Raw genomic sequence first — 26016 nt, 5'->3', positions numbered from 1 at the left:
CATGCGCCCGCGTGTGCGGGACGGCATGCGCGTCGCCGCGTGCGGCGCGCTGCTGTCGATGCTGGTCGCCTGCGCGCTGCCCGCGCGCGAGGCGTCCGCGCCCGTTGCGGCCGTGGTCGTGCCGGAAAGCCGGCCCGGGGTCACGATCGGCTATCTCGACGCGCCTGCGTTCGACAGCCGCGCGCTGCTGCCGGCGCCGCCCGCGCCGGGTTCGGCTGCGCAGGCACATGACGATGCGATCGCCGCGCGCAGTCTCGCGCTGCACGACACCGCGCGCTGGCGTCAGGCCACGGTCGATGCCGATCTGACGTTCCCGGCCGCCGAGCCGCTGTTCGCCTGCGCGCTCGGCGTCGAGATCAGCGCCGAACGCACGCCGCATCTCGTGCGCCTGCTGCGACGCAGCCTCGCCGATGCGTCGAATGCCGGTCGTGCGGCGAAGGATCACTGGCAGCGCGGCCGTCCCTTCGTGCGCAACGCCGCGCCGGTGTGCACGCCCGAAGACGTTGAGCGGCTGACGACCAGTGCCTCGTATCCATCGGGCCACACCGCGATCGGCTGGGCGTGGACGCTGGCGCTGGTCGAACTCGCGCCCGAGCGCAGCGACGCACTGCTGCAACGTGGTCGCGCATTCGGCGAGAGCCGGCTGGTCTGCAACGTGCACTGGCACAGCGACATCGTCGAAGGCGAACGCGTCGGCGCGGCCACCTTCGCGCGCCTGCAGGCATCGCCCGCGTTCCGCGCCGACCTCGAGGCGGCGCGTGTCGAGATCGCCGCGCAACGCGCCGCCGGTGCGACGCCGCAGCATTGCGACACCGAAACCATCGGCCTGCGGCAGTCGCCGATCCCCGCCGCGGACGACCGCGACTGACCGTGTCGAACCTACCCGATCCCGACCAGCGCCCGCAGCCGCCCGAAGCGCCGCTGCCCAGCGATTGCTGCGACAGCGGCTGCGCCGTCTGCGTGCACGACACCTACAACGAAGAGCTCCAGTACTACCGCGAGCAGCTCAAGGCGTGGCGGGCGCGGCATCCGGGCGCAGACTGATCGCGCCGTACCGGCTTCAATCGAGCCAACGAAGCGCCGGAATGCGCGGCCGCAGCCAGCGGTCGAAGACGCACACGACGATCATCGACACCGCGAGCAGGGGCAACAGCAATGCCATCGCGAGGATCAGGCCGAGCAGCACGCGTGGCGGTGTGGGGCGTGCGGTCCGTGGCGCGCCGAGACGTCCGGCGGGTCTCCGGCGCCACCACATCACCAGGCCACTGATCGCCAGACCCACGACACCGATGCACGCGGCCAGCATCACGAGCTGGTTCGCGCGGCCGAAGTAGTTGCCCATGTGCAGTTGCACGCCCAGCTCGATCGCCTGCGCCACGCGGCCGTAGTCGGCGAAACCGGCACTGACCAGTAGCGCGCCGTCGCGATCGAAATGATAGGTGATCTGCCCCTGCGGACGATCCGGATACGTGTAGGCCATCAGCGCGCCGCGCGTGTCGGCGGGCAGGAAGACGCGCAGATCGTCCGGTGTGCCTGCGCTGCGCACATGCGCGATGGCGCGCTCCAGCCCGTCCGGTGTCCATGCGCGCGGCGTGCCCGACTGTGCGGCCGGTGGCGCGTGATGGCCGTGATGCGTGTCCGGCGAGACCGGTGGAAGTGGCGCCTGCTGCAACGTCCACGGCACGTCGTTGAATCACTGCCGACCGTTGGTGCATCGACCGCGGCGTAGCGTCGATACACCGGCGGATAGCCTTCGCCGATCAGCTCCGCGCCGCCGCGGATCCAGCCGCCCCAGAATGCCGCCCACGGCAGACCGGTGAAGATCAGGAACAGCACCAGCAGCGCGACCCACAGACCGACCGCGGTGTGCAGCGACTTCCAGAATGCGCGTCCGCGCTGTCGCAGGTCCGGCAGCAATGCACGCCATGCGCGGCGGCCATCGCGTGGCCAACCGAGATACAGCCCGGACACGATCAGCAGCACGGCCCAGCACGCGGCGAGCTCCATCACGTAGCGGCCGAAGGTGCCGAGCATCAGCGAACCGTGCAGCCGGTCCGCGATGCCGACCAGCGTGCGCGCCGGGATCAGCGTGCCCAGCAGTGCGCCGCTGCCGGGATCGACGAATGCGACGCGCGTGTCGCCCTGGGTCGTCGCCAGATGCACGCGCGCGCTGCGCGTACGATCGCTGGGCACATCGATGCGCGTCGCAGTCGCACCATCGACCGCGGCTTCGGCGGTGTCGATCATCGCCGCGAGCGCGATGCGCTCCGACCACGGCGCCGGTGCGAAGCGGAGTTGCGGATAGAGCGCGTCGTCGAGTTCGTCGTTGAACAGATACACCGCGCCGGTCATCGCGAGGATGACCAGGAACGGTGCGACGAACAGGCCGGCGTACAGATGCCAGCGCCAGAACAATCGATAGCGATCGCCTGCATCTGCAGACTTCGGAAGACGGGCCATCGTCAGAACCGCGTGCGCAGGGTCATCTCGACGCTGCGCGGCGCGCCGAGATAGACGTGGGTGGCCGGGTAGCCGGAGTACTCACCGTACAGCGCGTCGCCGACATTGCGCACGCGCAGCGCCAGTGAAGTGCGGCGCCAGTCGTAACTCGCCCAGGCATCGAACGTGGTGCGGCCACGGACGTAGATCGTGTTCGCGGTGTCGGTATAGAAGCCGCCGACGTGATGGCCGCTGGCGCCGATCGACACCGGCACGCCCGCGAACCGGTAGGTGCCGGCGAGCGTCGCGGTGCCGTTGGGCACGTTGCCTGGACGGTTGCCGCGACGATCCACGCCACCGGCTTCGATCAGCTCGTCGAAACGCGCGCGTCCCCATGTGGCCGACGCGTCCAGTCGCAGGCCGCGCGTGGCCTGCAGATCCGCCGACAGTTCGAGTCCCTGCGAAGACTGGCGGCCACCCTGCACGCTGATCGATGGATTCGCCGGATCGCGGGTCAGGATGTCGTCGCGCTCGATCCGGTACGCGGCCGCGGTCAGCGACAGGCGCTCGTTCCAGGCATCGGCCTTGATGCCGATCTCGGCGGACGTCGCGTCGGTGAGATCGAAGATGCCCGACGCGGTCTGGATCGTGAGCAGGCTCGACACCGGACTGGCCGCGGTGGCGAACTGGCCGTAGAGCTGCACGTGGTCGCGCAGATCGAACACGCTGCCTAGGCGCCACGACAGCGGCGAGTAACGCGGCGAGAAGGCGGTCGTCGCACCGGTGATGCGGTTTTCGATGCTGCGCTCGAGATCGATCCGCTCGTAGCGCAGGCCGCCGACCAGCAGCCAGCGTGGCGTGAGATTGAACGCGTTCTCCGCGAATATCGCGCGCGTACGCATATCGGTGCGGAACAATTGATCGCTGGTATAGACCGGCGAATCCGCTTCGGGAAACACGCCCACATCCGGATCGACCGGCGCGACCGGCGTCGTGCTGCCGCTCTGGCGCGGATTGACGAAGTCGGTGCCGTTGAGCTCGACGCCCGCCGTGAACCGGTTGCGGCGGCCGCCGAGTGGCCCGTCATGGGACAGCGCCAGACGCTCGTTCCAGAACCGGTGATCGTGGAACACCCGCTGCGCGCCACGCGCGTACAGGCCGGTGCCGCGGTCGTAGAGCCAGTCGTCGGAATAGACGAAGTCGCGATCCGCCCGGTACCAGGCCAGATCGTTGCGCAGTTGCCATTCGGGCGAGAGATCGATCGCCACGTTCCAGCGCAGCAGATCGCTGCGTGCACCGGTGTGCGCGCCGATCGGGTTGTAGTTGACGTGGCGCGTGGCCGCGTCGATCACCAGTCCGTTCGCACCGCGCACCACGCGCGACGGTGCGATGGCGTCCTCGAGTGCCACCATCGGCGAGCCCTGGTAGGTGCCGGTGCTGTCGTCCTCGGCGTGTTGCCAGGACAGCAGCATCGACAGTGCGTCGTGTGGCGTCCACGCCAGGCTGGTCGACAGCGTCGACATCTCGATCCGGTTGCGTTCGATGTCATAGAGACTGTCGGACCGCACGCCGCTCGCATCGAATCGCAGCGCCAGCGTGTCCGACAGCGGCTGGTTGATGCCGAATCCGGCGCGGCGGGTGTTGAAGCTGCCGACACCAAACATGGCGTCGACCACCTGCGCGTCCGTGTCCGGTCGACGCGAGACCAGATTGATCGCGCCGCCCATCGTGCCCTCGCCGTAGAGCACCGACGCCGGTCCGCGCAGGACTTCGACGCGCTCCAGTCCCCAGGTGTCGACATCGCGGGTGACGAAGGTGGACGCGCCGATGCGCACGCCGTCGTGCAGTACCGAGATGGTGTTGCCGCTGAACCCGCGCAACGTCACCACCGCCGGATTGCCGGGCACGTTGCCGACCATCGCGCCATCGGCCAGTTGGAAGACTTCGCGGGTGGTGCGCGCGCCCTTGCGGGCGATCGCCTCGCGGTCGATCACCTGCAGTGATGCAGGGGTTTCGCGTTGCGAGAGGCCGAGCCGGCTGCCGGTCTCCTGCGGCGCGTCGCGCGTGCGCAGGCGCTGGCCTTGCACCTGCAGGGTGTCGAGCGTGGTCGCCCGCTGTGTGGCGTCCGTCGACGACTGGGCGAATGCCGGCGCCGCCACTGCGGCGGCGATCAGGCTGGCGAGCAGGGAAACTGTGGGCGTTGTACGGAACAGGGTGTCGGCCGGCGCAGGCCGGGCGATTGCGGAACGGAACATGTGGGCATCCAGTGCGGGTGCGGCGCGGCATGGACACGCGCGCACGGGCGAGACCACGCACGCGCGGTCATCGCAGGAAGAATGGCGACCGGAGCGGCCGCCGCAGCTCAGCTCAGGCCGCGAGCGGTGGACCGCGTGAGCCGAGTCCGCAGGGATGGCGTTCGATGAGCCGGAACGCATGCACGACGCGCACGCACTGCGGGACGTGCAGCAGGCGCGCGATTGCGCACCACAACACCGCCAGCAGTGCGGTGGCGAGCAGCGGGCAGTAGCCGCAGTCCTGCATGTCGACATGCGCCGACGGCGCCGGGCGCGGCGCATCGTCGAGCAGGCTGTGGGGATCGACGATGCTGATCAGCTTCTCGCTGCCCATCGTGCACATCTCCATCAGGATCATGCGCGGCGCGCCGTCGTGCGCATGCGCGATGCGTCCGATCGACGGCAGCAGCGCGAGCAGCAGCACGGCCGTCAGCGACAGCCAGGCGAATGCGTGCTGGAACCGGTGGCCGGCGATCATCGGAGCAGTCTATTCGGGACTGCACGCAACTAGACGACGATGCGCACGCTTTAGGCCGCGACCGATCGTCGCACCCCAAACCTGACGCGCAAGCCGGTGCGACGTGTGCTGGCGATCAGCCGGTCGTGCCCGGGCGGCTGCCGCCCCGCACCCACGCGAAATCGATCAGACCCTGCGGCACGCATTCCCGCACTGGTGTATGCGGCGCAAGCAGAAATTCCGCACGCGTGCGGAAGAGTCCCGCACGCACACGCACGATCGCCACGCCGGATGCCACGCCGGTGATCGTCGAATGCGACGACGAAAACTCCAGGAAAGGCTGCGCCAGCACCGCGTCGACGAGCACCGAGAGCGGAGCCGTATCGGGCAACGGCACCGCCAGCGTCAGCGGGTTCATCTGGTCGTCCGCCGAGCACACCGCCTCGCGCGTGACCGTGATCGTCTGCAGCGGGGCTTCGTGTGCGGTCATGCGTGCGCTGCGGTCGATCAGAACGCCGGAATCACCGCGTCGCGGTACTTCGTCTGGATGAAGCTGCGCACCTCTTCGCCGGTCAGTGCAGTAATCAGCTTCTGCACGCGCGGGTCGCTCTTCTTGTCGGGGCGGCCGACGAGGAAGTTCACGTACGGCGAATCCCTGCCTTCGATCGCCAGCGCGTCCTTGCCGGGATCGAGACCGGCGTCGAGCGCGTAGTTGGTGTTGATCAGCGCGAGGTCCACCTGGTCGAGCACGCGCGGCAGCATCGCGGCATCGAGTTCGCGGAACTTGAGGTGCTTCGGGTTCGCGGTGATGTCGCGCAGCGTGGCCAGCGCATCGTCCGGATCCTTCAGCGTGATCACGCCGCTGTGGTGCAGCAGGATCAGCGCACGGCTGTTGTTGCTCGGATCGTTGGGGATCACCACGTCGGCGCCGTCCGGCACCGCGTCCAGCGAGGTGTAGCGACGCGAGTACGCGCCGAAGGGTTCGATGTGCACGCCGACGAGCGTCGTCAGATCGGTGCCGCGATCGCGGTTGTACGCGTCGAGGTAGGGCTCGGTCTGGAAGTAGTTGACGTCGATCTGGCCCTGCACGACCTGGTCGTTGGGCTGCACGTAGTCGTTGAAGATGCGCACCTGCAGATCGATGCCGTCCTTGGCCAGCAGCGGCTTCACCACTTCGAGAATCTCGGCGTGCGGCACTGCGGTCGCGGCGATCGTCAGGCGTTCGCCATCCGCGCCGGATCCGGCACCGCCGCAACCGGCGAGGGCGGAGAGCAGCAGGGCGGCAGTGGCGAGTCGGGGCAGCAGGGCCATGTCGGATCCGGTCGAGCGAGGGGCCGACCAGTATCGGGGTCTGCGCGTGGGGATCGAGTGCGGGGGTGGAAATCAGTGTGTGGCGGGGCGGCGCTACTCACCGTCGTCCCAGCGAACGCTGGGACCCATTTTGACTTCGGGGCGCTACACGCAAAATGGATCCCAGCTTGACCAGACATGCGTCTGTTGAAAGCCGCTGGGATGACAGGCCCTACCGCCGCGTGAACCGCGCCACCAGCCGGTCGCCGACCATCTGCAGTACCTGCACCATCACCAGCAGCGCGACGACAGTGACCACCGCGACATCGGTGCGCGAGCGCAGATAGCCGTCGCGATACGCCAGGTCGCCCAGACCACCGGACCCGATCGCACCGCCCATCGCGGTGAAACCGATCAGCGCGATCGTGGTCACCGTGGCGCCGGCGATCAGGCCGGGCAGCGCTTCGGGCAGCAGCACGCGGGTGACCAGTTGGCGCGTGGTCGCGCCCATCGCGAGGCTGGCCTCGACCACGCCGCGGTCGATCTCGCGCAAGGCGGTTTCGACCAGCCGCGCGTAGAACGGCGCGGCGCCGACGACGAGCGGCAGGATCGCGCCGCGCACGCCGAGCGATGTGCCCATCGCTTTGAGCGTGATCGGAATCAGCACGATCATCAGGATGATGAAAGGCACCGAGCGCAGCAGGTTCACCACCAGCGACAGGCCGCCGTACAGCACCGGGCGCGCGTGCAGCTGGCGTGGACCGGTGAGATAGAGCAGCACGCCGAGCGGCAGGCCGATCAGCAGGGTCAGCGGCAGCGAGCCTGCCAGCATCAGCAGCGTGTCGACCGTGGCCTGGCCGATCTCGACCCACTTGCCGGCATCGACGTGGGGCAGCAGCGGTGTGGTCATCGCGGCAGCTCCTGCACGTGCACACCGGCCTCGGCGAAGCTGCGCGCGGCGGCGTCGAACCGGTCGCCGGTGACCGCCAACGTCAACTGGCCGTAGGGCAGGCGCTTGATGCGGTCGATGCGGCCCGACAGGATCGTGTAGTCGATGCCGGTTTCGCGCGCGACGCGCCCGAGCAACGGCTGCCAGGTCGCATCGCCGGTGAAGGTCAGGCGCAGCAGACGGCCTTCGACGTGGGCGATGTCATCGTGCTGCGCATCTTCGTCGACATCTTCGGATTCGGCGACGAAGCGACGCGTCGTCGGATGCTGCGGATGCAGAAACACATCGGTCACCGGGCCGCTCTCGACCAGATGCCCGGCATCGAGCACCGCGACGCGATCGCAGACCCGGCGCACGACGTCCATCTCGTGGGTGATCAGCACGATGGTCAGGCCAAGCTCGCGGTTGATGCCGTCCAGCAGCTGCAGCACCGAGGCCGTGGTCTGCGGATCGAGCGCGCTGGTCGCCTCGTCGCAGAGCAGGATCCTGGGTTCGGTCGCGAGTGCGCGCGCCACGCCGACACGCTGCTTCTGGCCGCCCGAGAGCTGGGCCGGAAACTTGTCGCGATGCGCTTCGAGTCCGACGCGCACCAGCAGTTCCTGCGCACGCGTGCGTGCCTGCGTCTTCGAGACGCCGGCCAGGCGCAGCGGAAACGCGATGTTGTCGATGACGGTCTTGGCCGACAGCAGATTGAAGTGCTGGAAGATCATGCCCACGCGCCGGCGCAAGCCGCGCAGGCCATCGCCGTCGAGCGTGTCCAGGCGCTGGCCGTCGACGGTCAGACGTCCGCCGCTGGGCGTTTCCAGTCCGTTGATCAGCCGCAGCAGCGTGGATTTTCCTGCGCCCGAATGGCCGACGATGCCGAACACCTCGCCGGCCTCGATCGTGAGATCGAGCGGATGCAGGGCGACGGCCTCGCGTCCGGCGGCGGAAAACGACTTGTGGATGCCTTCGAAACGGATCACGGCGACAGGGCTGGCGGGCGGCCGGGCAGCCTAGCAGGGCGACGTGTCCGCAGCGTTCCGGCCGCAAGGTTTCAGCATCCCGGCAGCGGCGTTCCGGGCGCGTGGGGGCGTCGTCGGGAGCGGGGCGGTATCATCGCGGGCCCGGGTCTCCACCGATCGCACAGGACTTACGCACGTGGCCGTGAATCAGGAACAGCTGGACAGGATCAAGTCGGGTCAGGGCTTCATCGCCGCCCTCGACCAGAGCGGCGGCAGCACGCCCAAGGCGCTCAAGCTCTACGGCATCGAGGAAACCGAGTACGCGAACGACGCGGAAATGTTCGGCCTCGTCCACGCGATGCGCACCCGCATCGTCACCAGCCCCGCCTTCAGCGGCGAGCGCGTGTTCGGCGCCATCCTGTTCGAGCGCACGCTCGACGATGCGTTCGAAGGCCAGGGCGCCGCGGAATACCTGTGGAAGACCAAGGGCGTCGTGCCGTTCCTGAAGATCGACAAGGGTCTGGAAGACGAAGCCAACGGCGTGCAGCTGCTCAAACCGATCCCGGGCCTGTCGGACCTGCTCGCGCGCGCCAAGGCCAAGGGCGTGTTCGGCACCAAGGAACGCTCGGTCATCAAACAGAACAACGCCGCCGGCATCGCCGCGGTGCTCGACCAGCAGTTCGAACTCGGCCAGCAGGTGCTCGACGCCGGCCTGGTGCCGATCATCGAACCGGAAGTCGACATCAACGCCGCCGACAAGGCCGACATCGAGACCACGCTGAAGCAGGGCCTGCTCGAGCGTCTCGACAAGGTGGCCCCGTCGACGCCGGTGATCCTCAAGCTCACCCTTCCGGAAGTCGACGGCTTTTTCCAGGCACTGGTCGAGCACCCGAGCGTGCTGAAGGTCGTCGCGCTGTCGGGCGGTTACGCACGCGACGATGCGAATGCGCGTCTGGCGAAGAACCCCGGCGTCGTCGCCAGCTTCAGCCGCGCGCTGACCGAAGGCCTGAGCGCGAAGCAGAGCGACGAGGACTTCAACGCGTCGCTCGACAAGGCGATCGAGTCGATCTACCGCGCATCGGTTGCCTGATCCGTCGAAGCGGGTATCGCATGAAGGCCGGCGCATCTGCGCCGGCCTTTTGCGTTGTCGGGAACGCACGCCGTGAAGCCTTTCATTCCATCCGCCTAAGCGCGCTTGATCAGTGCCGCGTGAAGCGGGCGGCGCGGCCGCGTGAACACTTCCGCCCCGGATGTTAGGAAGCGGTTTGTTGTGACGCGTGCGTTCGCGACAACCCCGACGACAAGATAAACACCGTCGGCACAAAGCCACCGATTACACCGCGGCTTGCGCGATGCGGTCATACGGTTCGATCCACCGAGGCAGACGCCTGGAGGATCATCCGATGTCACAGCCGACATTCGTCACCCATTACATGGTGCGCAGACCGAAGGCCGGTAATTCCGAATCTTCGCGTCCGCGCGAGGCCCGTATCGGGCGCGGTGCGCGCGATGGGGTCGATCTGCATGCACAGGCGCCTTCGCGGCTCCGCTACCCGTCTGCAGTCCGCCGCGCGAGCTGACGCACCGGGGGTAAGCGGCGTGCTGTAGGGCCTGTGCATCCAGGTGAGGTGCGCCGATTGTGGTGCGTAGCAGTCAGTAGCCCGGTGCAGATCGCCACGTCGCGCACAGGCGATGACATCGACGCTTGCTATGGTGCCGGCTCCCTCGTCGCCACACGGACCGTCCGATGAAAGCCGCCCTCGCCCTGTTCGCCCTGCTCCCGGTTCTTGCATTCGCACAGGCGCGCGAGGCGCGTCCCGGCCCGCCCGCACAGCCGCCGGGCTGGTCGCTCGGCGTCGCTGTCGCCGCGGCCGACAGTCCGTACGTGGGTGAAGGCGCACGCGTGCTGCCGTTCCCCACCTTCGCCTATGAGGGCGAGCGCTTGTTCCTGCGCGGCATTGCCGGCGGTGTCCATCTCGTCGATACCGGTGCGTTCCAGCTCGACGGCCTGGTGTCCGCGCGTCTGGATGGTTTCGACATCGACGATCTCAGCGCGTCCGGGCTCGCCGGCAACGGCCTCGATGCGCGTCTGCTCGACGACCGCGACCACGGTCTCGACGCCGGCATCGGCGCGTCGTGGTCCGGTACGTTCGGCCGGGTGCGCGTGCATGCGCTGGCCGATGTCACCGACACCAGCGGCGGTCACGAATTCGGCGTGGAATACACCTACATGCTGCGCTCGGGTGCGTGGACCCTGCTGCCCAGCGCCGGCGTGCGCTGGATGTCGGAAGACCTGACCGGCTACTACTTCGGCACGCTGGATTCGGAAGTCGCGCGCGGCGTCGTCCGCTACACGCCGGGCTCGGCCGTCGTGCCGTCGATCAGCGTCGCTGCGACGCGTCCGCTGGGTGAGCGCTGGAGTTTCATCGGTGGCGTCAGCTACCGCGTGTTGCCGGACGAACTCACCGACAGCCCGCTGCTCGAACGCGATGCGAACGGCATCCCCTCGCTGTTCGGTGGGGTCAGCTACCGCTTCTGAAATCAGGGCGCGTCGATGCCGTGCCGTCGTGCGCTGGCGCGGGCGTGCACTGGAAAGATGCATGGGACATGGCAGCTGCGAGCTGGATGCGCCGCTGTACACGTCTCCGGGCGCACCTGACTGCGCGATCGCTTCGCTGCGTTCGACAGCCGCTCAGCATGAATGCCCGGGCCACGCGCCCGCTTCACGATCCGGAGATTAGTGTCCGCGCATTGGCTGCATGGCGTAGAGGAGGCCAGTCATGTCCGAGCAGACACTTGCGACGAAGACGTCCGGTCTTCGAGATCCATACCCGTACCCGCCGCTACCGCCACCGCAGCCCGAACATGTCTGGCAGCCGCGGGAACTGCAGGACGAATGCTTTCCCGCGCCGGGGCAGCACCTCGTCGGTTAGAACATGCACCGCCTCGGCCATGCCTGAGGCCGATGCTCAGCCGCGCGTCTTCTCGACGAACGCCTCGAACACCGCCAGCGTTTCCGGGCTCACGTGATGTTCGATGCCTTCGGCATCGCGACGCGCGATGTCGGGCGGCACGCCGAGGGCGACGAGGAAGGATTCGACGGTCTGGTGCCGCACGCGACTGGCGCGGGCGAGGGTCTCGCCGGCGTCGGTCAGGAACGCGCCGCGATACGGTTTCTGCAGCACCAGCCCGTCGCGCACCAGACGCTGCAGCGTGCGGGCAACAGTGGGCTGGGCGACGCCGAGACGTTCGGCGATGTCGACCTGGCGCGCGCGGCCCGTCGTGGCCAGCAGGTCGGAAATCAGCTCGACGTAGTCCTCCACCAGTTCGGCGCGTCGCGCTTCGCGTACCTGGCGGAAATTCTCGACGTGCACCTGCGCATCGGGCAGGCCGGCGTCGCGTGCGGCTTGGGCGGCGGCGGTCTTTCGAGCGGTCATGGCAGAGGTCCCGAGGACACCGTGCGTAGTGTCGCCGATCGCGTGGCGCGGCTCAGCGCTTCGGACCGCGCCACGCGCGCACCGCCGCGTAGAGGATGCCCAGGCTCACGCCCAGTCCGATCCACTGCCACAGCGTCAGCTCGCTCATGCCGCGCCGTCCGCGTGCGTGGGCAACTGCGCGACCTGCGCCGGGCGTCCGCGCGAATCGAGCGCGATCATCACGAAGCGGCCGCGCGTGCACAGCTCGCGATCGCCGCTGAGCAGGTCTTCGGCGATCAGTTCCACTTCCACCTGCATCGACGTGCGGCCCACTTCGACCACGCGCGCGATCGTCTCGACCAGTTGGCCCTGCTTGATCGGCAGCTTGAAATCGACCTGCTCCGAGCGCGCCGTCACCACCGTGCGGCGCGAGTAGCGCGAGGCGGCGATGAAGGCAGCCTTGTCCATCCACGCCAGCGCGGTGCCGCCGAACAGCGTGCCCAGATGGTTGGTGTGATCGGGGAACACGATCTCCAGCATGCGGGCTTCGGTCTTGGGCGTGTCGGCCAGCGGCGCCATCAAGACGCGTCCGCCGTGGCGAGATGCAGGCCCACGGCCTGCGCAATCTGCCCGGGTGCCTGGAAGCCCGGCAGACGCGCCGCCTCGGCGCCGTCCTTGAACAGCGCGAGCGTCGGCGTCTGGCGCAGGCCGAGATCGCGGAAGAAGTCCTCGCCGATCACCTCCATCTTCACCTTCAGCAGCGCGACGCCGGCGGCGTCCTCGCTCGCGGCGAACTTCGCCAGCGACATGTCGAGCATCTTGCAGCCCGGACAATCGTCCTTGTAGTAATCCACAAGCAGGCGCGGATGCGCGGCAAGGGCGGCGGCGTAGTCGTCAGGCGTGGTGGCGTGGAGCGTCTGCATGGGGGATGTCCTCGAACGGTGTGGCGGCAAGGGCCAGAATGGTGTCGGTCCAGCGTCGGATCCTGGTGGCGTCGTGTTCGCCGTGGGGCATCTGTTCGATCTCCAGCCGCGGATACCGCGTACCGAAGAACGCGGCCATGCGCCGGGCCGCACCGCAGTAGTGCTCTTCGCCCCACTGCGTCTCGCCGGTGCCGAACACCGCGACATGTGCCGGCTTGCCGACCGCGGCGACGAGGTCTTCGATGAAACGCTTCATCTCCGGCGGCGTGCGCCCGGCGTTGATGCTCCAGCTGCCGAGCACGTAGAGATCATGCGCGGCGCCGTCGGGGCAGGCCTTGGCGAGCGTCTGGATGTCGGCATCGATCCAGGTGACCGCATGGCCCAGTGCCTCGCATCGCGCGTGGATCGCACGCGCGACATCGCGGGTGTTGCCGCTGAGCGATGTGTGGGCGAGGAGGATGCGCATGGGTTCTCTACGACACAAGCGGCTTCAAGAGCTTCAGCAGACCAAACGCCATGAGAGCAAGGCCCGCAAGACTTGTAATCCAATGCTCTTTAGCTAGTTCAACGACGACTGCGGGATGAAAAAGAAAACGGTCTTGTAGCGGAGCTTGAGTCTTCAGCGAACGGCTTTGAGCTAGGTTCGCGATGCTGTACATAACGTCGACCTTCCGAAGTGTCGATTGATGAAGCTTTACGTACTCTTGCTTCTCCCAAGCGTCTGCTTCGTCTTGGCCAACTAAGAAGTCACGGTCTGTGATCTGGTTGAGCTGCATGATTGACTGCAGCCGCGGATGTCCCGAGTAACGCTCTCCATAAATAGAGATCAGAATCTGTGAGACATCTGCTTTCTTTCCATCTTCGATCTCGTGCGGAACACCGCCGAGCACTCTGTAGCGATGCTCAAGAGCCTGAAATCCGAAGTTGATGTTGCGCATATTCCAGTGCAGCCAAGTGCAGTGCTTTCTTACTCCAACGAAAAGGAAGAACTCATCCAACATCGCTCGCTCAAGATAATCGTAATGAGATGCGATGTCGGATAGGTCGATCTTCTGCAGTTCTGCAATCTTGTGGATCGAGAAAGACCGCGTTTGCCCGCACTCAAGTTGACGAACCGCAATGCTAGTGATGCGTGCAGTTCGCCCATCGGTGCGGTTGTAGAAGCTCTCGCACGAGTAGTGAATAACTAAGCAGTGTTCAGCCTGCTTAAAGAGCTTGCCGAGGAACTCGGAAGCCTTCCTTCTTTGCCTGAAGAGATCGGTGTGCTTTCCCATCGGGCACCTGGCGAAGTCTGGGCTTGTGAGGTCTCTAAGAGTTCGTTAAAGATCATCAAACCCGTTATCCGAATTCGTCTTCTTGTACGACGCGTTCCGCATCTCGAAGAAGTCGGTCTTGGTCTCGGTGAAGTTGTCGGCGTAGGCCTTGATCCACGGCATCACGTTGTCGGTGGTGTCGGAATACAGCTTCTCGATGCCGAGCATGCCGGCCATCTTGTTGGCGCGGTACTTCACGTAGCGGACCATCTCGTCGACGTCGATGCCGTCGATGCCGTCGAGCACCTCGGCGGTCCAGCGGGTCTCGAGTTCGATCGCGTGTTCGAACGCGTCGTGCACGTACTGGGTGAGCTGGTCGCCCTGCAGGGTCTGGTTCTCGCCGACGATGGCGCGGATCAGTTCGCTGATGAACTTGCTGTGCGCCAGTTCGTCACGGTTGATGAAGCTGATGATCTTGCCGGTGCCGGTCATCCGGTTCTGGCGGACCAGGTTGTAGAAGTACGCGAAGCCGGAATAGAAGTTGATGCCTTCGAGGATCGACGACTGCACCAGCGAGCGGATCAGCGTTTCGGCCGAGCGCTCGCGCATGAAATCGTTGTACGAATCCATGATCGGCTGGTTGCGCGCGATGATCGTGGGATGCGTGCGCGCGAGTTCGAACACGCGGTTCTGGTCGGCGAGGCCGGTGATCGAGGCCAGCACGTAGCTGTAGCTCTCGTTGTGGATCACTTCCTGCTGGCCGATGATCGCGGCGTTCGCATGCGCGGCCGGGTCAGTGATGTATTCGGCGACGTTGTAGATGTAGCGCGTCTGCGGCGAATCCAGCGTGGCCAGCAGGCCGATGATCGAATCGTAGGCGTTCTTCTCGCGCGCCGAGAGCTCGCCGTACTGCTTGGCGTCGCCCTTCATGTCGACCTCGTCCGGAATCCAGAAGTTGGTCGAGAGTTCCTTGTAGGCGCGGTAGAACGACGGATACGGAATGTCGTTCCAGTTGAGGATGCCGCTGGTCTGGCCGTTGATGATGCCGGTGGAGCGGTTGGGATGACGCGGCTCGAGGATCTTGATGCGGTCGAGCGGGGTAGCAGTGGCGGCCATGTGTGTCTGTCTCGGAATTCGGTCTTGAGCCCCTCTCCTGTGGGAGAGGGATTGGGGTGAGGGCGGGGCTTTTTGCGTGCTGCGTAAGAGCGCCCTCATCCGGCCCTTCGGGCCACCCCGTATCAAGTACGGGGGCAGGCCCTTCCCCCAGAGGGAGAAGGGTTCGATCAATGCGAGCGCGTCGCGATCAGCTCGAGCACCATTCGCATTCCGCGATATCGATGTCGTTCGAACGCACGTAGTACGTGGTCTTCATGCCGAGATTCCACGCGGTCATGTGCAGGTCGAGCAGGGTGCGGGCGGGAATGGTGCTGGGCACGTAGAAGTTGAAGCTGATCGCCTGGTCGACGTGGCGCTGACGACGCGCGTTCTGGCGCACCGAGGCGAACTGGTCGACCTTGTAGGCGCCCTTCTCGTAGTAGGGCCAGGTCTCGAGCGACAGGCCGGGGGCGGCGACCGGACGACGGTAGTCCTTCTTCTCTTCGTAATAGAACGCGGAGTAGATCGGGTCGATCGACGCGGTGGAGCCTGCGATCTGCGCGGTGGACATGTTCGGGGCGACCGCCATCAGCCAGCCGTTGCGCATGCCGTTGACGCCGACCTGCGCGGCCAGATCCATCCACTCGGGCGAGTTGTAGCTGCGGTCGCTGAAGTACGCGCCGGTGTGCCAGTCGCTGCCGGCGAACACCGGGTAGGCGCCCTTTTCCTTCGCGAGTTCCATGCTGGCCTGCACGGTCAGGAAGTTGATGCGCTCATACAGCGAATCGCTGAAGTCCTCGGCCTGCGCGTCGTTCCACTGGATGCCCTTCTGCGCCAGCAGGTGATGCCAGCCGAAGGTGCCCAGACCGATCGCGCGGTACTTCTGGTTGGTGATCGTGGCCTGCGGCACGGGCAGCATGTTGAGATCGATCACGTTGTCGAGCATGCGCACCTGGATCGGGATCAGGCGCTCGAGCACGTCGGTGATCAGATCGCTCTGGCCGGCCTGCGGCATGACCGCGCGGCCCAGGTTCACCGACGACAGGTTGCAGACGACGAAGTCGCCGGCCTGCTTGGTGGTGACGATCTGATTGCCGGAGATGATCTCCTGCATCATCTTCGTCGGGCTCATGTTCTGCAGGATCTCGGTGCAGAGATTCGACGAGTACACGCGGCCGACGTGCTTGTTCGGGTTCTTCCGGTTCACTTCGTCGCGGTAGAACATGAAGGGGTTGCCGGTCTCGAGCTGGCTCACCATCACGCGCTTGAAGATGTCGATCGCCTTGACGGTTTTGCGCGAGATGCGCTCGTCGGCGACGACTTCCTCGTACTTGCGGCGGAAGCTGCCGTTCGGATCACCCTTCTTCTCGTCGAAGAAGTCCTGCAGGTGCCAGCCCTTGATCTTGTGGACCTCGTGCGGGTCGAACAGGTACCAGTCGCCGCGACGCTCGACGGCTTCCATGAAGATGTCGGGGATGCAGATCGAGGTGAACACGTCGTGCGCGCGCAGGCGCTGGTCGCCGTTGTTGAGGCGCAGGTCGAGGAAGTTCTCGATGTCGCGGTGCCAGATGTCGAGGTAGACCGCGACCGCACCCTTGCGCTGGCCCAGCTGGTCCACCGACACGGCGGTGTTGTTGAGCTGCTTGATCCACGGCACCACGCCGCCGGAGGAATTCGGCACGCCGCGGATCGCCGAACCGCTGGAACGCACGTAACCCATGTACGCGCCCACGCCGCCGCCGCCCTTGGAGACGCGGGCGATGTCGGTGTTGGAGTCGTAGATGCCCTGCAGCGAATCGTCGACGGTGTCGATGAAGCACGACGACAGCTGGCCGCCGACCTTGCCGGCGTTCTGCAGCGTCGGCGTCGCCACGGTCATGTACAGGTTCGACAGCGCCCAGTAGGCCTCGCCGACGAGCTGCATGCGACGCTCGCGGCCGCCCTTGGTCTCGTTCTGCATCAGGTACAGGGCGATGGTCAGCCAGCGCTCCTGCGGCAGCTCGAACACGGCGCGCGAGGTGTCGGTGGCGAGGTAGCGCGTGGCCAGCAGGTACAGGCCGTTGTAGGCGAACAGCTTGTCGCGCTCGGGCTCGATCATGCGGCCGGCTTCCTGCAGCTCTTCCTTGGAATAGGCGCGCAGGATGTCGTTCGAGTAGATGTTGCGATCGGCCAGCGATTCCTGCAGGCCGACGTAGGAGCCGTACTTCTGCTCGGCGTCGTAGAAGCGGTTGCGGCTGGCGCGCTTGTACAGGCGGTGCAGGTACAGGCGGGCGGCGAAGAATTCCCACTCCGGCGCGGTGACGTCGACGCGGGCTTCGGCCTCGCGGATCAGATGGTCGACCAGGTCGTCGGCGTTGACCGCGTCCTTGCGCTCGACGAAGCCGAACACGCTGCGCTTGTAGTCGGCGATCTCGAGCTGCGGGAACTCGGCATGCGTGCGATCGATGCTGCGCTCCAGGCGCGCGCGGTCGTACGGAATGCGGCGGTTGCCGGCTTCCTTGGTGATCCAGTTGGAGACGCCGGCCTCGGCGTCGAAGACTTCTGCAATTGCGGTGTTCATGGCGGCACTCGGGGGTGGCGGCACCACGTCGTCGGGTTCGACGGCGGGCGGCGCAACGGAAATGGGGGATGTGGCAGCTGCGGTGGCGGTGTCCGGTGTGGCGTCTGCGGCGGCGTCCGGGGTCTCGGTCGCGACGGTCTCGTGGCTGGTCATGCGTCCTCTCTGTGTCCAGTGCATTCGCGCACACGACCGGCCCACCCACGTCGGGTCCGGCGGCCTTGGAGGATTCCGAGGGTGATCGGGCGGCGTCGCAGGGATCGCGATCGGGCGCACAGCGCCATCGCCCCCACTCCGCAAACCCGCCCCCCACGGGACGTCCGCAGCCGGCACCGCGCGTTGTGCTGTCCACGCGGCTGTCGGCAGGTCTTCGGACTCATGGGCACGAAGGCGGCGCCTTCTCCTCCCCCGCCGCTTCCCGGATCGCTCCAGTGCTGATGGCGGGTTCGTTCCCAATTACCGCTGCGGGGCAGTGCCGGAGTGGCGCGAGGCGTCACCGGCTTCCCGTTTTAATCCACAGCCCTTGGGGGGCGCGGAACCGACGGGACCCAAGATAGTGGGGTGGGTCGGCAGCGTCAACGCTAAATGTAGTGAAGATGCGGCAGGCCGCGTCGTGGCGGGAATCGTCGTTCGTCAAGCCCTTCGTGCAGGCCCTGCGATGCAGATCGGGGTGCGGAGGGCAAGCCCTTCGAGATGATTTTCTTGATCCTTCCCCCTTGGGGGAAGGTGCCCGAAGGGCGGATGAGGGCGCTCCTGAACGTCCCTGTGGGGCCCCGGCCCTCACCCGATGCGCTTCGCGCGCCGACCTCTCCCAAAGGGGGGGTTCTCACGGCCTGCCTGCCCAGGCGCCACCTCGTCAAAACCTCGAATCCCGCCACACAATCTGCACGATTTCCGGCGCACGCTGCGCCGAGCGCGGCCAGTCCGGCCGGCACATCCGGAGGTGCCCCATGTCCGTTATCCGCCGCAGCGCGCTGGCCGCTGCCACGTTGTCGCTGTCCGCCCTGTTCGCGCCGTCGCTGGTCGCCGCGCAGGACCCCGCGCCCGGCCTGGGCGATCTGCAGGGTCTCGCCGACCGCACCGCGTCGCGCACGCTGGGCGCGCGCGGCTACGTCCGGCAGTCGGGGTCCGGCGACTACGGCAGCTGGTGGAACGCGCGCGACCGGCGCTGCGTGATGGTGCGCAGCGACGGCGGGCGCATCGCCTCAGTGGTCACCACCCCGGCGCCCGATTGCGGCCAGCAGGCCGGCGCCGCGCCGCGCGAGGGCATGAGCGACGGCGCCAAGGCGGCCGTGGCCGCGGCGGCGATTCTCGGCATCGCCGCGCTCGCGCACAGGTCGCATCACCACGACGACGGCGACCACGACGACGATCCGCGCCGCGAGGCCGATTACGAACGCGGTTACCGCGACGGCCTGCACGGCTACCGCGCCGATTCCGACCGCGGCGCCTACAGCGACGGCTACGGCGCCGGCATGCGTGAGCGTTCGGCGCAGGTGCCGTGGCAGTCCGGCAGGTCGAGCGGTCTGCGTTCGGGCAGGCTGGATGATCTGGTGGGCGCGCGCGGGGCAGGCGCGGAGACCGAACTGCTGGCGCGCGGCTATGTCGATCGCAACGCGCGGCAGTCCAACGGACGGCCCACGGTGACCTGGTGGAACGCGGACACGCGCGACTGCGTGGATGTCGTCACCTACGACGGCCGTGTCGAATCGATCCGACCGGTGGACGCCGCCCGCTGCCGCTGACGCGGCGCTGCGATCAGGGGCCTGCGGGCGCGGGCGGTGGCGGCGGGTAGACCGTCGCTGCGCCATGCGCCAGGCCGATGCCGCGCGCGAGCAGGGCGTCGTAGAGGCGGCCGACGAGGGCGCTGCGGATCGCGCCGGCATCCTCGTACTCGTGGGTCCAGGCGCGCACGACGAATTCCATCGCCACGCTGCCCAGGCCGTCGAACAGCACCACCGGCGCGGGCGAGGACGCGACGCCCGGCGTGGCCGCGGCGACCTCCGCCAGCACCGCTTCCACATCGCCCGGCGCACTGCCGTAGGCGACGCCGATGCGCACCTCCAGCCGGCGGCTGCGGTCGCGCAGGGTCCAGTTGACCAACTGCTGCGAGATCAGCTGGCCGTTGGGTACGACGACGTTCGCGCCGTCGAAGGTCGCGACGCGCGTCGCGCGCATGCCGATGTCGACCACGCGGCCGGTGGTGCCGCCCACCTCGACCACGTCCCCGGGCTGGAACGGGCGCTCGAAGATCAGCACCAGGCCGGACACGAAGTTGTTGACCACGTTCTGCAGGCCGAGGCCGACGCCCACGCCCAGCGCGCCGAGCACGAAGGTCAGCTGGCTGGCCTTGAAGCCGGCCGCCGACAGCGCGCCGACCAGGCCCAGCATCAGCACCGCGTAGTAGCTCAGCGCGGCGACGCTGTTGGCGACGCCGTGCGGCAGCGACATCCGCGGCAGCACTTCGCCGTCGAGGATCAGGCGCACCGTCTTCGCCAGCCAGAACGCGACGATCACCGTCAGCACGAACAGCAGCACGTGGCCCAGGCTCAGGCGCAGATCGCCCAGCGCCCAGCTGTAGCCCAGCAGCGCCGACAGCGAGGCGTGTACCGGCGACAGCACGCGGAAGCGGTCGAGCGCGTAGACGATCCAGCAGACGATCGCCGCGACCGTCAGCAGGTGCAGCAGCATCTGCACCGCGGGGCCGGCGTGGTCGCGCGCCAGCCGGAAGCGCGACACGCCCGGCCGCTTGAGCAGCAGCTGGATCCAGGTCGCGACGACGGTCAGGCCGGCGCCGAGCAGCAGCGCGAAATACAGGCTGTCGATCACGCCGCCGGTCAGGGTCTCGGCCAGCGACACGTTGCCGACGACATTGGCCACCAGCGAGACCGCCAGCAGACACGCACCGACCACCACGGCCGCGCGCAGCACCTGGCCGATGCGTCCGGTGTGCGCGGCGTGGTGGTGGCGATGCGCGCGCCACAACAGCCAGCCGGCCGCGACCAGCCCGATACAGGTCAGGCCGAGCATGTACAGGCGATAGGTGGACGCGCTCGACAGGAACACGAAGCCCAGCCGCAGCAGCAGGAACAGCGCGCTGGCGACGTACGGCGCCATGCCCAGCAGGCGCCGCCGCGACGCCGGCAGCAGGCGCAGCACCGGCACCACCGCGGCCAGCAGCGCGAGCTGATGGGTCAGCATCGGCGCGTCGGGCTGGAACGCGAAGACGCCGATCACTACCAGCAGCAGCCAGCACGAAATCGGGCGCGACAGCACCGTCGCTTCGGTATGGCTGATCTCGCCGGCCTTGATCGGCCTGCGGCTGCGCCAGGCCAGCCACAGCAGCAGTGGCAGCGAACAGACCAGCAGCGTCTGCAAGGCGCGCAGGCCGCTGATCGCATCGCCCTGGGCGTACTCGGTGGCGAAGCGCGACTCGATCTCCAGACCGCTGCGGATCACGTCACCGGTGCCGGCCGTCGGCGCCGCGCCTGCGGCGTCCAGACGCCACAGCGGCGGCGCATCGCGCCGCAGCAGGCTGACGTCGTAGGCGGCCATCGCGTCGTTCACGCGGCTGCGCGCGGTCGCGATGCCGGCGTCCACCGCGTTGCCGCGACGACCGAGCGCGATCAGTCGCGCCAGCGGGTCGGACAGGGCGGTCTCGGCCTGGGCCAGTTCGATGACCACTTCGTCCACGCGCTGGCGCAGCGCGGCCGGCAGTTCCTGGCTGGCCGCGGCCGTGGTTTCCCAGGCGGCGCGGCGCGCGGCGAGACCGGCGGCATCGCCGGCCTGGTGCTGGGTGGTCTGGCGCAGGTCGGCCTGCCATTGCGCGAGGCGCCGGGCCTGGAAGCTCCAGTGCCGCGACAGGCTTTCGAGCCGCGGGATCGGCAGCGTGCGCATCTCGGCCGAGGTGAACCGCCAGAACGGGTCTTCGACCGAGGCTTCGATCGCCGCGAGCCGTCGGGCGTAGGCATCGGCAGGCGATGCGGTGCCCGCTTCGGTGGCAGCGGCCTGGATGCGTTCGGCCAGGCGCTGGTCGACATCGGCCTGCGCGGGAATGTCGGCGACATCGATCGTGGCGGTCGCAGTGGCAGCCGCGGCATCGGCCGGTGCCGGCGCCGTGGTCATCGCGGCGGCGCCGGCCAGCAGCGGCGCGCGCGCGGCGAGCGGCTGCGCCAGCGCGAGGGTCGCCAGCAACACACATGCAACGTGGAGAACGACACGCATGACGCACCCGGAAAGCAGCCGGCGGATGTCCGCATGCTACCTGCCGCGTCGTCGACTGCGCGGGGCGTCAGCGTGCCGCGGCGGCCACCTTCGATGCGACCGGTCGCACGATGCGTGTCGCGACGCGCCAGGCCTGCCAGTCGGGGGCGGATTCGGGAAGCGGCTGGTCGTCGGCGATCAGCCGTCGCAGATCGACCACCGCGTGTTGCGGCGCCAGCGCGGCGAGCAGAGCGAAACCGAAGTCGCGCAGCACGCGCGCCGGATGCAGCAGCAGCCATGTGGTGCAGGGCGGCAGCAGATCGGCTTCGATCGGCGGCACCACCAGATCGTCGCACGGATCGAGCGCCATCTCCGCGACGATGCCGATGCCGAGTCCGGCGCGGGTATAGGCCTGGATCAGATCGCCATCGCGCGCCGTCACCGCAACGTCGGCCCGCAGCCCGCGCTGCGCGAACGCGCGCTGCAGCGACGAATCCGCGAGCTGGCTCGACGCGTAGCTCACCAGCCGCCGTCCGGTCAGATCGTCGAGCCGCAAGGGGCGTTGCAACTGCGACAGCGGATGTCCGACCGGCACCACCACGCGGCGACGCCAGCGGTACAGCGGGACGGCGATGCAGCCGGCCGGCGGCGTGCCGGTGCCGCTGAGCAGGGCGAGATCCACGTGGCCGTCGATCAGCGCCTGCAGGCCGTCGGCGTCATCGCCGGGCACGACGTGCACCGCGACCTCGGGCCAGTCGCGTTCCAGCGCCTGCAGTGCCGGCGGCAACGCGTGCCGCGCCTGCGTGTGCGTGGTGGCGATGCGCAGCACGCCGTGGCGTTCGCGGCGCAGGTTGTCCGACAGCGCCTGGATGTTGGCCGCCTCCGCCAGCAGCCGGCGCGCATGCGCCAGCACCTGCGCGCCGGCTTCGGTCAGACCGGTCAACGCCCGCGCGCGGCGCACGAACAGGGTCATGCCCAGCGCGGCTTCCAGCTGCGCAAGTTGCTTCGACACGCCCGACTGCGTGGCGTGCAGGCGTTGCGCGGCGAGGGTCACGTTGTGGCCGCAGTCGACGATCGCGATGAAGCTGCGCAGCTGGGTCAGGGTCATGCCGGCGGACCGGCGACGAAGCGTGGGGAGGAGCGCGTGTGCATACGTCCGATCCTCGCCCGGATGCGGCGGCGACATGTTCCATGCGGGACCACACTGTGTGGACTCGGATGGGACGACGTATTCAGGCGGCTTGGGCGGAGATGTCTGCGACGGCATAAGGCCTCATCGAGCTGCGCCGGACGCCGATATGCGACGGCTTCCGCTCCTTCCCCCGCGTGACGGGGCATTGCTCCCTTCAAGGGTGGAAGGTTGGGATGGGGGCAAGCTGTGCGTGTCCACAGCACTGCATCGGGCAGGATTCCATCTTTGAATCCGCGTGCGGCAGACGTCGCCGCAATCGGATCGTTCGCCCCCACCCAACCCTCCCCCGCGTAGCAGGGGAGGGCTCAAGCGCGCTGCCGTCCGCAGCAACCCGCGCGTGCTGCGCATGCGCCTGTCCTTCAACGCCGCGGCGGCGCCGGGCTGAGCTGGTCGGCGAAGAACAGCGCATTGACCAGCATGCGTTCGGTGCCGAGCCAGTACTTGCGGTGCGCCGGGTCGTCGGCGAACAGCACCACGTTGCCGCTGCCCACGCGCGCGACCTGTGCCCAGACGGTGCCAGCCAGCGCGGCGCGCAGGTCGGCGCCGAGGTAGCCGTTGACCAGCGGGTCGTCATCGATGCGCACGACGTTGGAGAACGCGTCGGGCAAGGGCGCGAGCGTCACGTCGGTCTCCTTGTGCACGAAGCCCGCGCGCTGCGGTACGCCGAACGCCAGCGGATGCGTGGTGTCGACATCCACCGAGACCAGATTGCCGGCGCTGCGCTGTTCGGCCAGCGTGTCGCGGCGCGACGCGAAGTCGAGGCGTTCCGTCGGGGCGGGCGCGTCCTTCGGTGCGGGGGCAGGCGCTGCGCCGGTCAGGCCCTTGGCCTGCGCCCAGCGTGCGGCGCTGCCGAAGGTGACCAGCGAACCGCCAGCCTCGATCCAGCGCTTGAGCGCGGTGACCGTGGTCTCGGGCAGATCGTCGTAGCGGCCGCCGGCCAGCACGATGCTGGTGTAGCTGCCGAGCGGCACGCGACCGAGCTGCGCGGGATCGAGCCGCGTCGCCGGGTAGTGCAGACGTTCGCTGAGCGCGAACCAGGTCGAGCCGATCTCGGTCGCGTTGACGCCTTCGCCCATCACCAGCGCGATTGAAGGCTTGCGCACGGCGCGGATGCCGTCGCTGCCCAGATCGATGCCGGACACGCTCTGTCCGCTGGCGAGGCCATGCGCGACGACGCCCGCCTCGCGCGCGGCCGTGTCGACCGCGGCGCGCAGGGCCGCCGCATCCAGCGTCTGACCGGCGACCGGAATCACCAGCGTGCCTTCGCCGAAGGCGGTCTCGCCGGCGGCGGTGCGCGTGGTGAACGGCGAGAACGCGGTGCGCACGCGTACGTTCTGCGTCAGCAGGTCGGCGAGCGCGCGCTGCGCGCCGAGATCGCGCCAGTCGATCGCCCAGGCATACGCGGTCTCACCGCGCGCGCCGGTGTCGAGCGCCGGCACCTGCGTCACGGCCGCGCCCAGCCGCGGTGCGCGCCGCAGGCGCTCGTTGCGCAGGCCGTAGGCATGCGCGATCGCATACGAGGTACTGCCGTAGACACCGCCGCCGGTGTCGGGTGTTTCCTCGAAGATCGAATGCACCAGGCGGAACTGCGGCTGCGCGGCCGGCACCACCCACGCGCTGCCCGGTGCATAGGTGCGGCCGTCGATCGTCATCGCGGCATCGAGCGCATGCACCTGGATGCGGTGGGTCAGCAGCAGGTCGAGCAGACGTCGCGAGGTCGTCGCATCCCTCGGATCGCCGAAGACATAGGCCGAGTACGTATTGCGCCTTCCCTGCTCACGCGCCGAGCGGAAGAAGTCCTTCTGCAGCTCGAACAGGCCCGCGTGTTCTTCGACCGCGCCACGGATCGTCGCCAGTCCCACGGCGAGCTGGTTGCGGATCGTGAAGCGGAACTTTAGCGGCCCGTTCGCGGTGTCCTGCACCAGGCCGCGCGAGCTGGCCTGCTCGACGGTCACGCCGACGCCGCCGTGGAAATCCGGATAGGTCGAACCGTAGACCGGCGAGAAGTTGTCGAAGTTCTCCTTCGTGTAATAGAGCGAACCGAGGCTGTCGAGCGCCTGCGCGTGATAGCGGGCGAGGGTAACGTTCCAGTCGTAGGACGCCTGCGGCAGCAGCGGGCTGTGCATGCTGCTCGGCGAGGGTTCGAAGTAGTAGGTGCTGCCCGAGCCCATTTCGTGGAAGTCGATCTGGATGTTCGGCAGCCACGCATGGAACACGTCGAGCTTGGCGCGCGTCTCGCGCTGGCTCACCGCCAGCCAGTCGCGGTTGAGATCGGTGAAGTAGTGGTTGCTGCGCCCGTTCGGGAACGGTTCGACGTGTTCCTTGTCGAGCGGATCGGCGATCGCCGGATTCGACTTCCATGCGTTGTGCCAGTTTGCCGCGCGGTCGCGGCCGTCGGGGTTCTGCGCCGGATCGATCAGCACGATCGCGTTGTCGAGCCAGCGCGTGACCTGCGGGTCGCGGCTTGCTGCCAGATGCCAAGCGGTCAGCAGCATCGCTTCGCCGCTCGAGGTCTCGTTGCCGTGCACGCTGTAGTACAGACCGACGACGACCGGCACCTGCGCCGGATCGACGGCCGGCGCATCGGGATCGGCCAGCGTCGCGTGGGCGGCGCGGATCTGTTCGCGGCGCGCGTGGTTGGCAGGCGAGGTCACCAGAACGCTGAGCAGCGGACGTTCCTCGTAGCTGCGGCCGATCTCTTCGACGTGCACGCGGTCCGATAGGCGATCGAGTTCGCGCAGGTAATCGACGATGCGGTCGTGGCGCGTGTAGTGGCTGCCGATCGGATAGCCGAGGAACTGCTCGGGGGTCGGGATCGCCGGATCGTGTGAACCCGGCGCGGCATCGGGGAAGTAGTACGCGGTCTGCGCGGCGACCGGCAGGGCGAAGCAGGCGAGTGCGAGCAGCAGCATGCGCGCGGTGTGGCGGATCGAAACGGACATCGGATTTCCCATCGTCGATGCCCGCGTGCGACGGCGCTGGAGAGGGCGCCGTCGCACGGGGG

At 67.9% G+C, this 26016-nt stretch carries 22 protein-coding genes, 1 pseudogene and 1 riboswitch; of the genes and pseudogenes, 5 read left to right on the top strand and 18 right to left on the bottom strand.

The annotated features are described in order from the left end of the window. Window position 1 precedes the first annotated feature (1 nt). A complete protein-coding gene (locus AC3A5T_RS01725; protein WP_487627078.1) occupies window positions 2–868 on the top strand; it encodes an acid phosphatase in 867 nt (288 codons plus the stop codon). A gap of 2 nt (window positions 869–870) precedes the next feature. After that, window positions 871–1044, top strand: a complete 174-nt coding sequence (locus AC3A5T_RS01720) for an oxidoreductase-like domain-containing protein (RefSeq protein WP_487627077.1) — start codon at window positions 871–873, stop codon at window positions 1042–1044. 16 nt (window positions 1045–1060) lie between these two features. Here the strand turns inward: AC3A5T_RS01720 and AC3A5T_RS01715 are convergent, their stop codons facing one another. The 8 genes and pseudogenes from AC3A5T_RS01715 to AC3A5T_RS01680 form a co-directional block, all read right to left on the bottom strand. Continuing rightward, window positions 1061–1684 carry a PepSY domain-containing protein gene (locus tag AC3A5T_RS01715; RefSeq protein WP_487627076.1) on the bottom strand — a complete coding sequence of 208 codons (624 nt, stop codon included), beginning with the start codon at window positions 1682–1684 and terminating at the stop codon, window positions 1061–1063. Window positions 1685–1818: 134 nt separating this feature from the next. Then, a pseudogene (locus AC3A5T_RS01710) lies at window positions 1819–2460 on the bottom strand (PepSY-associated TM helix domain-containing protein); the annotation flags it as partial. A 2-nt stretch (window positions 2461–2462) separates the two neighbouring features. Further along, window positions 2463–4694: a TonB-dependent receptor gene (locus tag AC3A5T_RS01705; protein ID WP_487627075.1), complete on the bottom strand. Its 2232-nt coding sequence runs from the start codon at window positions 4692–4694 to the stop codon at window positions 2463–2465. Between the two features lie 112 nt (window positions 4695–4806). After that, window positions 4807–5211 carry a DUF2946 family protein gene (locus AC3A5T_RS01700; RefSeq protein ID WP_487627074.1) on the bottom strand — a complete coding sequence of 135 codons (405 nt, stop codon included), beginning with the start codon at window positions 5209–5211 and terminating at the stop codon, window positions 4807–4809. A gap of 115 nt (window positions 5212–5326) precedes the next feature. Next, window positions 5327–5680 (bottom strand): hypothetical protein, encoded by a 354-nt coding sequence (locus tag AC3A5T_RS01695; protein WP_487627073.1) that lies wholly within the window; start codon window positions 5678–5680, stop codon window positions 5327–5329. 17 nt (window positions 5681–5697) lie between these two features. Then, window positions 5698–6501 (bottom strand): MetQ/NlpA family ABC transporter substrate-binding protein, encoded by an 804-nt coding sequence (locus AC3A5T_RS01690; RefSeq protein ID WP_487627072.1) that lies wholly within the window; start codon window positions 6499–6501, stop codon window positions 5698–5700. 211 nt (window positions 6502–6712) lie between these two features. Beyond that, window positions 6713–7390, bottom strand: coding sequence for a methionine ABC transporter permease (locus AC3A5T_RS01685; RefSeq protein WP_487627071.1), 678 nt, complete (start codon window positions 7388–7390; stop codon window positions 6713–6715). After that, window positions 7387–8394, bottom strand: coding sequence for a methionine ABC transporter ATP-binding protein (locus AC3A5T_RS01680; RefSeq protein WP_487627070.1), 1008 nt, complete (start codon window positions 8392–8394; stop codon window positions 7387–7389). The genes AC3A5T_RS01685 and AC3A5T_RS01680 overlap by 4 nt, the downstream gene beginning before the upstream one ends. A gap of 175 nt (window positions 8395–8569) precedes the next feature. Between AC3A5T_RS01680 and AC3A5T_RS01675 the strand changes: the two genes are divergently transcribed. Both AC3A5T_RS01675 and AC3A5T_RS01670 read left to right on the top strand, forming a co-directional pair. Then, window positions 8570–9463: a fructose bisphosphate aldolase gene (locus AC3A5T_RS01675; protein ID WP_487627069.1), complete on the top strand. Its 894-nt coding sequence runs from the start codon at window positions 8570–8572 to the stop codon at window positions 9461–9463. Between the two features lie 657 nt (window positions 9464–10120). Further along, entirely contained in the window at window positions 10121–10912 is a 792-nt protein-coding gene (locus tag AC3A5T_RS01670; RefSeq protein ID WP_487627068.1) for a MipA/OmpV family protein, read from the top strand. A 430-nt stretch (window positions 10913–11342) separates the two neighbouring features. Here AC3A5T_RS01670 and mntR read toward each other — a convergent pair whose 3' ends face one another. From mntR to AC3A5T_RS01635, 7 genes are all read right to left on the bottom strand, one after another. After that, on the bottom strand, window positions 11343–11810 hold the full coding sequence (gene mntR / locus AC3A5T_RS01665) for a manganese-binding transcriptional regulator MntR (protein WP_487627067.1): 468 nt from the start codon (window positions 11808–11810) through the stop codon (window positions 11343–11345). A 144-nt stretch (window positions 11811–11954) separates the two neighbouring features. Next, complete coding sequence (locus AC3A5T_RS01660) at window positions 11955–12368, bottom strand: acyl-CoA thioesterase (RefSeq protein WP_487627066.1); 414 nt, start codon at window positions 12366–12368, stop codon at window positions 11955–11957. Next, entirely contained in the window at window positions 12368–12712 is a 345-nt protein-coding gene (locus tag AC3A5T_RS01655; RefSeq protein WP_159680995.1) for a thioredoxin family protein, read from the bottom strand. Before AC3A5T_RS01655 ends, AC3A5T_RS01660 begins: the two co-directional genes overlap by 1 nt. Beyond that, window positions 12684–13178: a flavodoxin gene (locus tag AC3A5T_RS01650; RefSeq protein ID WP_487627065.1), complete on the bottom strand. Its 495-nt coding sequence runs from the start codon at window positions 13176–13178 to the stop codon at window positions 12684–12686. The genes AC3A5T_RS01655 and AC3A5T_RS01650 overlap by 29 nt, the downstream gene beginning before the upstream one ends. 7 nt (window positions 13179–13185) lie before the next feature. Continuing rightward, window positions 13186–13986 carry a hypothetical protein gene (locus AC3A5T_RS01645; RefSeq protein WP_487627064.1) on the bottom strand — a complete coding sequence of 267 codons (801 nt, stop codon included), beginning with the start codon at window positions 13984–13986 and terminating at the stop codon, window positions 13186–13188. A gap of 45 nt (window positions 13987–14031) precedes the next feature. Then, on the bottom strand, window positions 14032–15081 hold the full coding sequence (locus tag AC3A5T_RS01640) for a ribonucleotide-diphosphate reductase subunit beta (RefSeq protein ID WP_487627063.1): 1050 nt from the start codon (window positions 15079–15081) through the stop codon (window positions 14032–14034). A gap of 187 nt (window positions 15082–15268) precedes the next feature. Continuing rightward, window positions 15269–17773 (bottom strand): ribonucleoside-diphosphate reductase subunit alpha, encoded by a 2505-nt coding sequence (locus AC3A5T_RS01635; RefSeq protein ID WP_487627062.1) that lies wholly within the window; start codon window positions 17771–17773, stop codon window positions 15269–15271. A gap of 188 nt (window positions 17774–17961) precedes the next feature. Next, a riboswitch (cobalamin riboswitch) is annotated at window positions 17962–18175 on the bottom strand. 392 nt (window positions 18176–18567) lie between these two features. On the opposite strand from AC3A5T_RS01635, the gene AC3A5T_RS01630 reads away from it, so the two are divergent. After that, on the top strand, window positions 18568–19362 hold the full coding sequence (locus tag AC3A5T_RS01630) for a hypothetical protein (RefSeq protein ID WP_487627061.1): 795 nt from the start codon (window positions 18568–18570) through the stop codon (window positions 19360–19362). A gap of 13 nt (window positions 19363–19375) precedes the next feature. Here AC3A5T_RS01630 and AC3A5T_RS01625 read toward each other — a convergent pair whose 3' ends face one another. From AC3A5T_RS01625 to AC3A5T_RS01615, 3 genes are all read right to left on the bottom strand, one after another. Then, the gene (locus AC3A5T_RS01625) at window positions 19376–21841 is read right to left on the bottom strand and encodes a mechanosensitive ion channel family protein (RefSeq protein WP_487627060.1); all 2466 of its coding nucleotides are present in this window, start codon (window positions 21839–21841) and stop codon (window positions 19376–19378) included. 67 nt (window positions 21842–21908) lie between these two features. Further along, window positions 21909–22928 (bottom strand): LysR substrate-binding domain-containing protein, encoded by a 1020-nt coding sequence (locus AC3A5T_RS01620; protein ID WP_487627059.1) that lies wholly within the window; start codon window positions 22926–22928, stop codon window positions 21909–21911. A gap of 443 nt (window positions 22929–23371) precedes the next feature. Further along, a complete protein-coding gene (locus AC3A5T_RS01615; RefSeq protein ID WP_487627058.1) occupies window positions 23372–25954 on the bottom strand; it encodes a M14 family zinc carboxypeptidase in 2583 nt (860 codons plus the stop codon). Between the last annotated feature and the right edge of the window lie 62 nt (window positions 25955–26016).

This window comes from Luteimonas sp. Soil_C_16 (assembly GCF_057657295.1).
The sequence above is the reverse complement of the archived record's forward strand: the minus strand, read 5'-3'. Positions and strand labels throughout refer to the sequence as shown.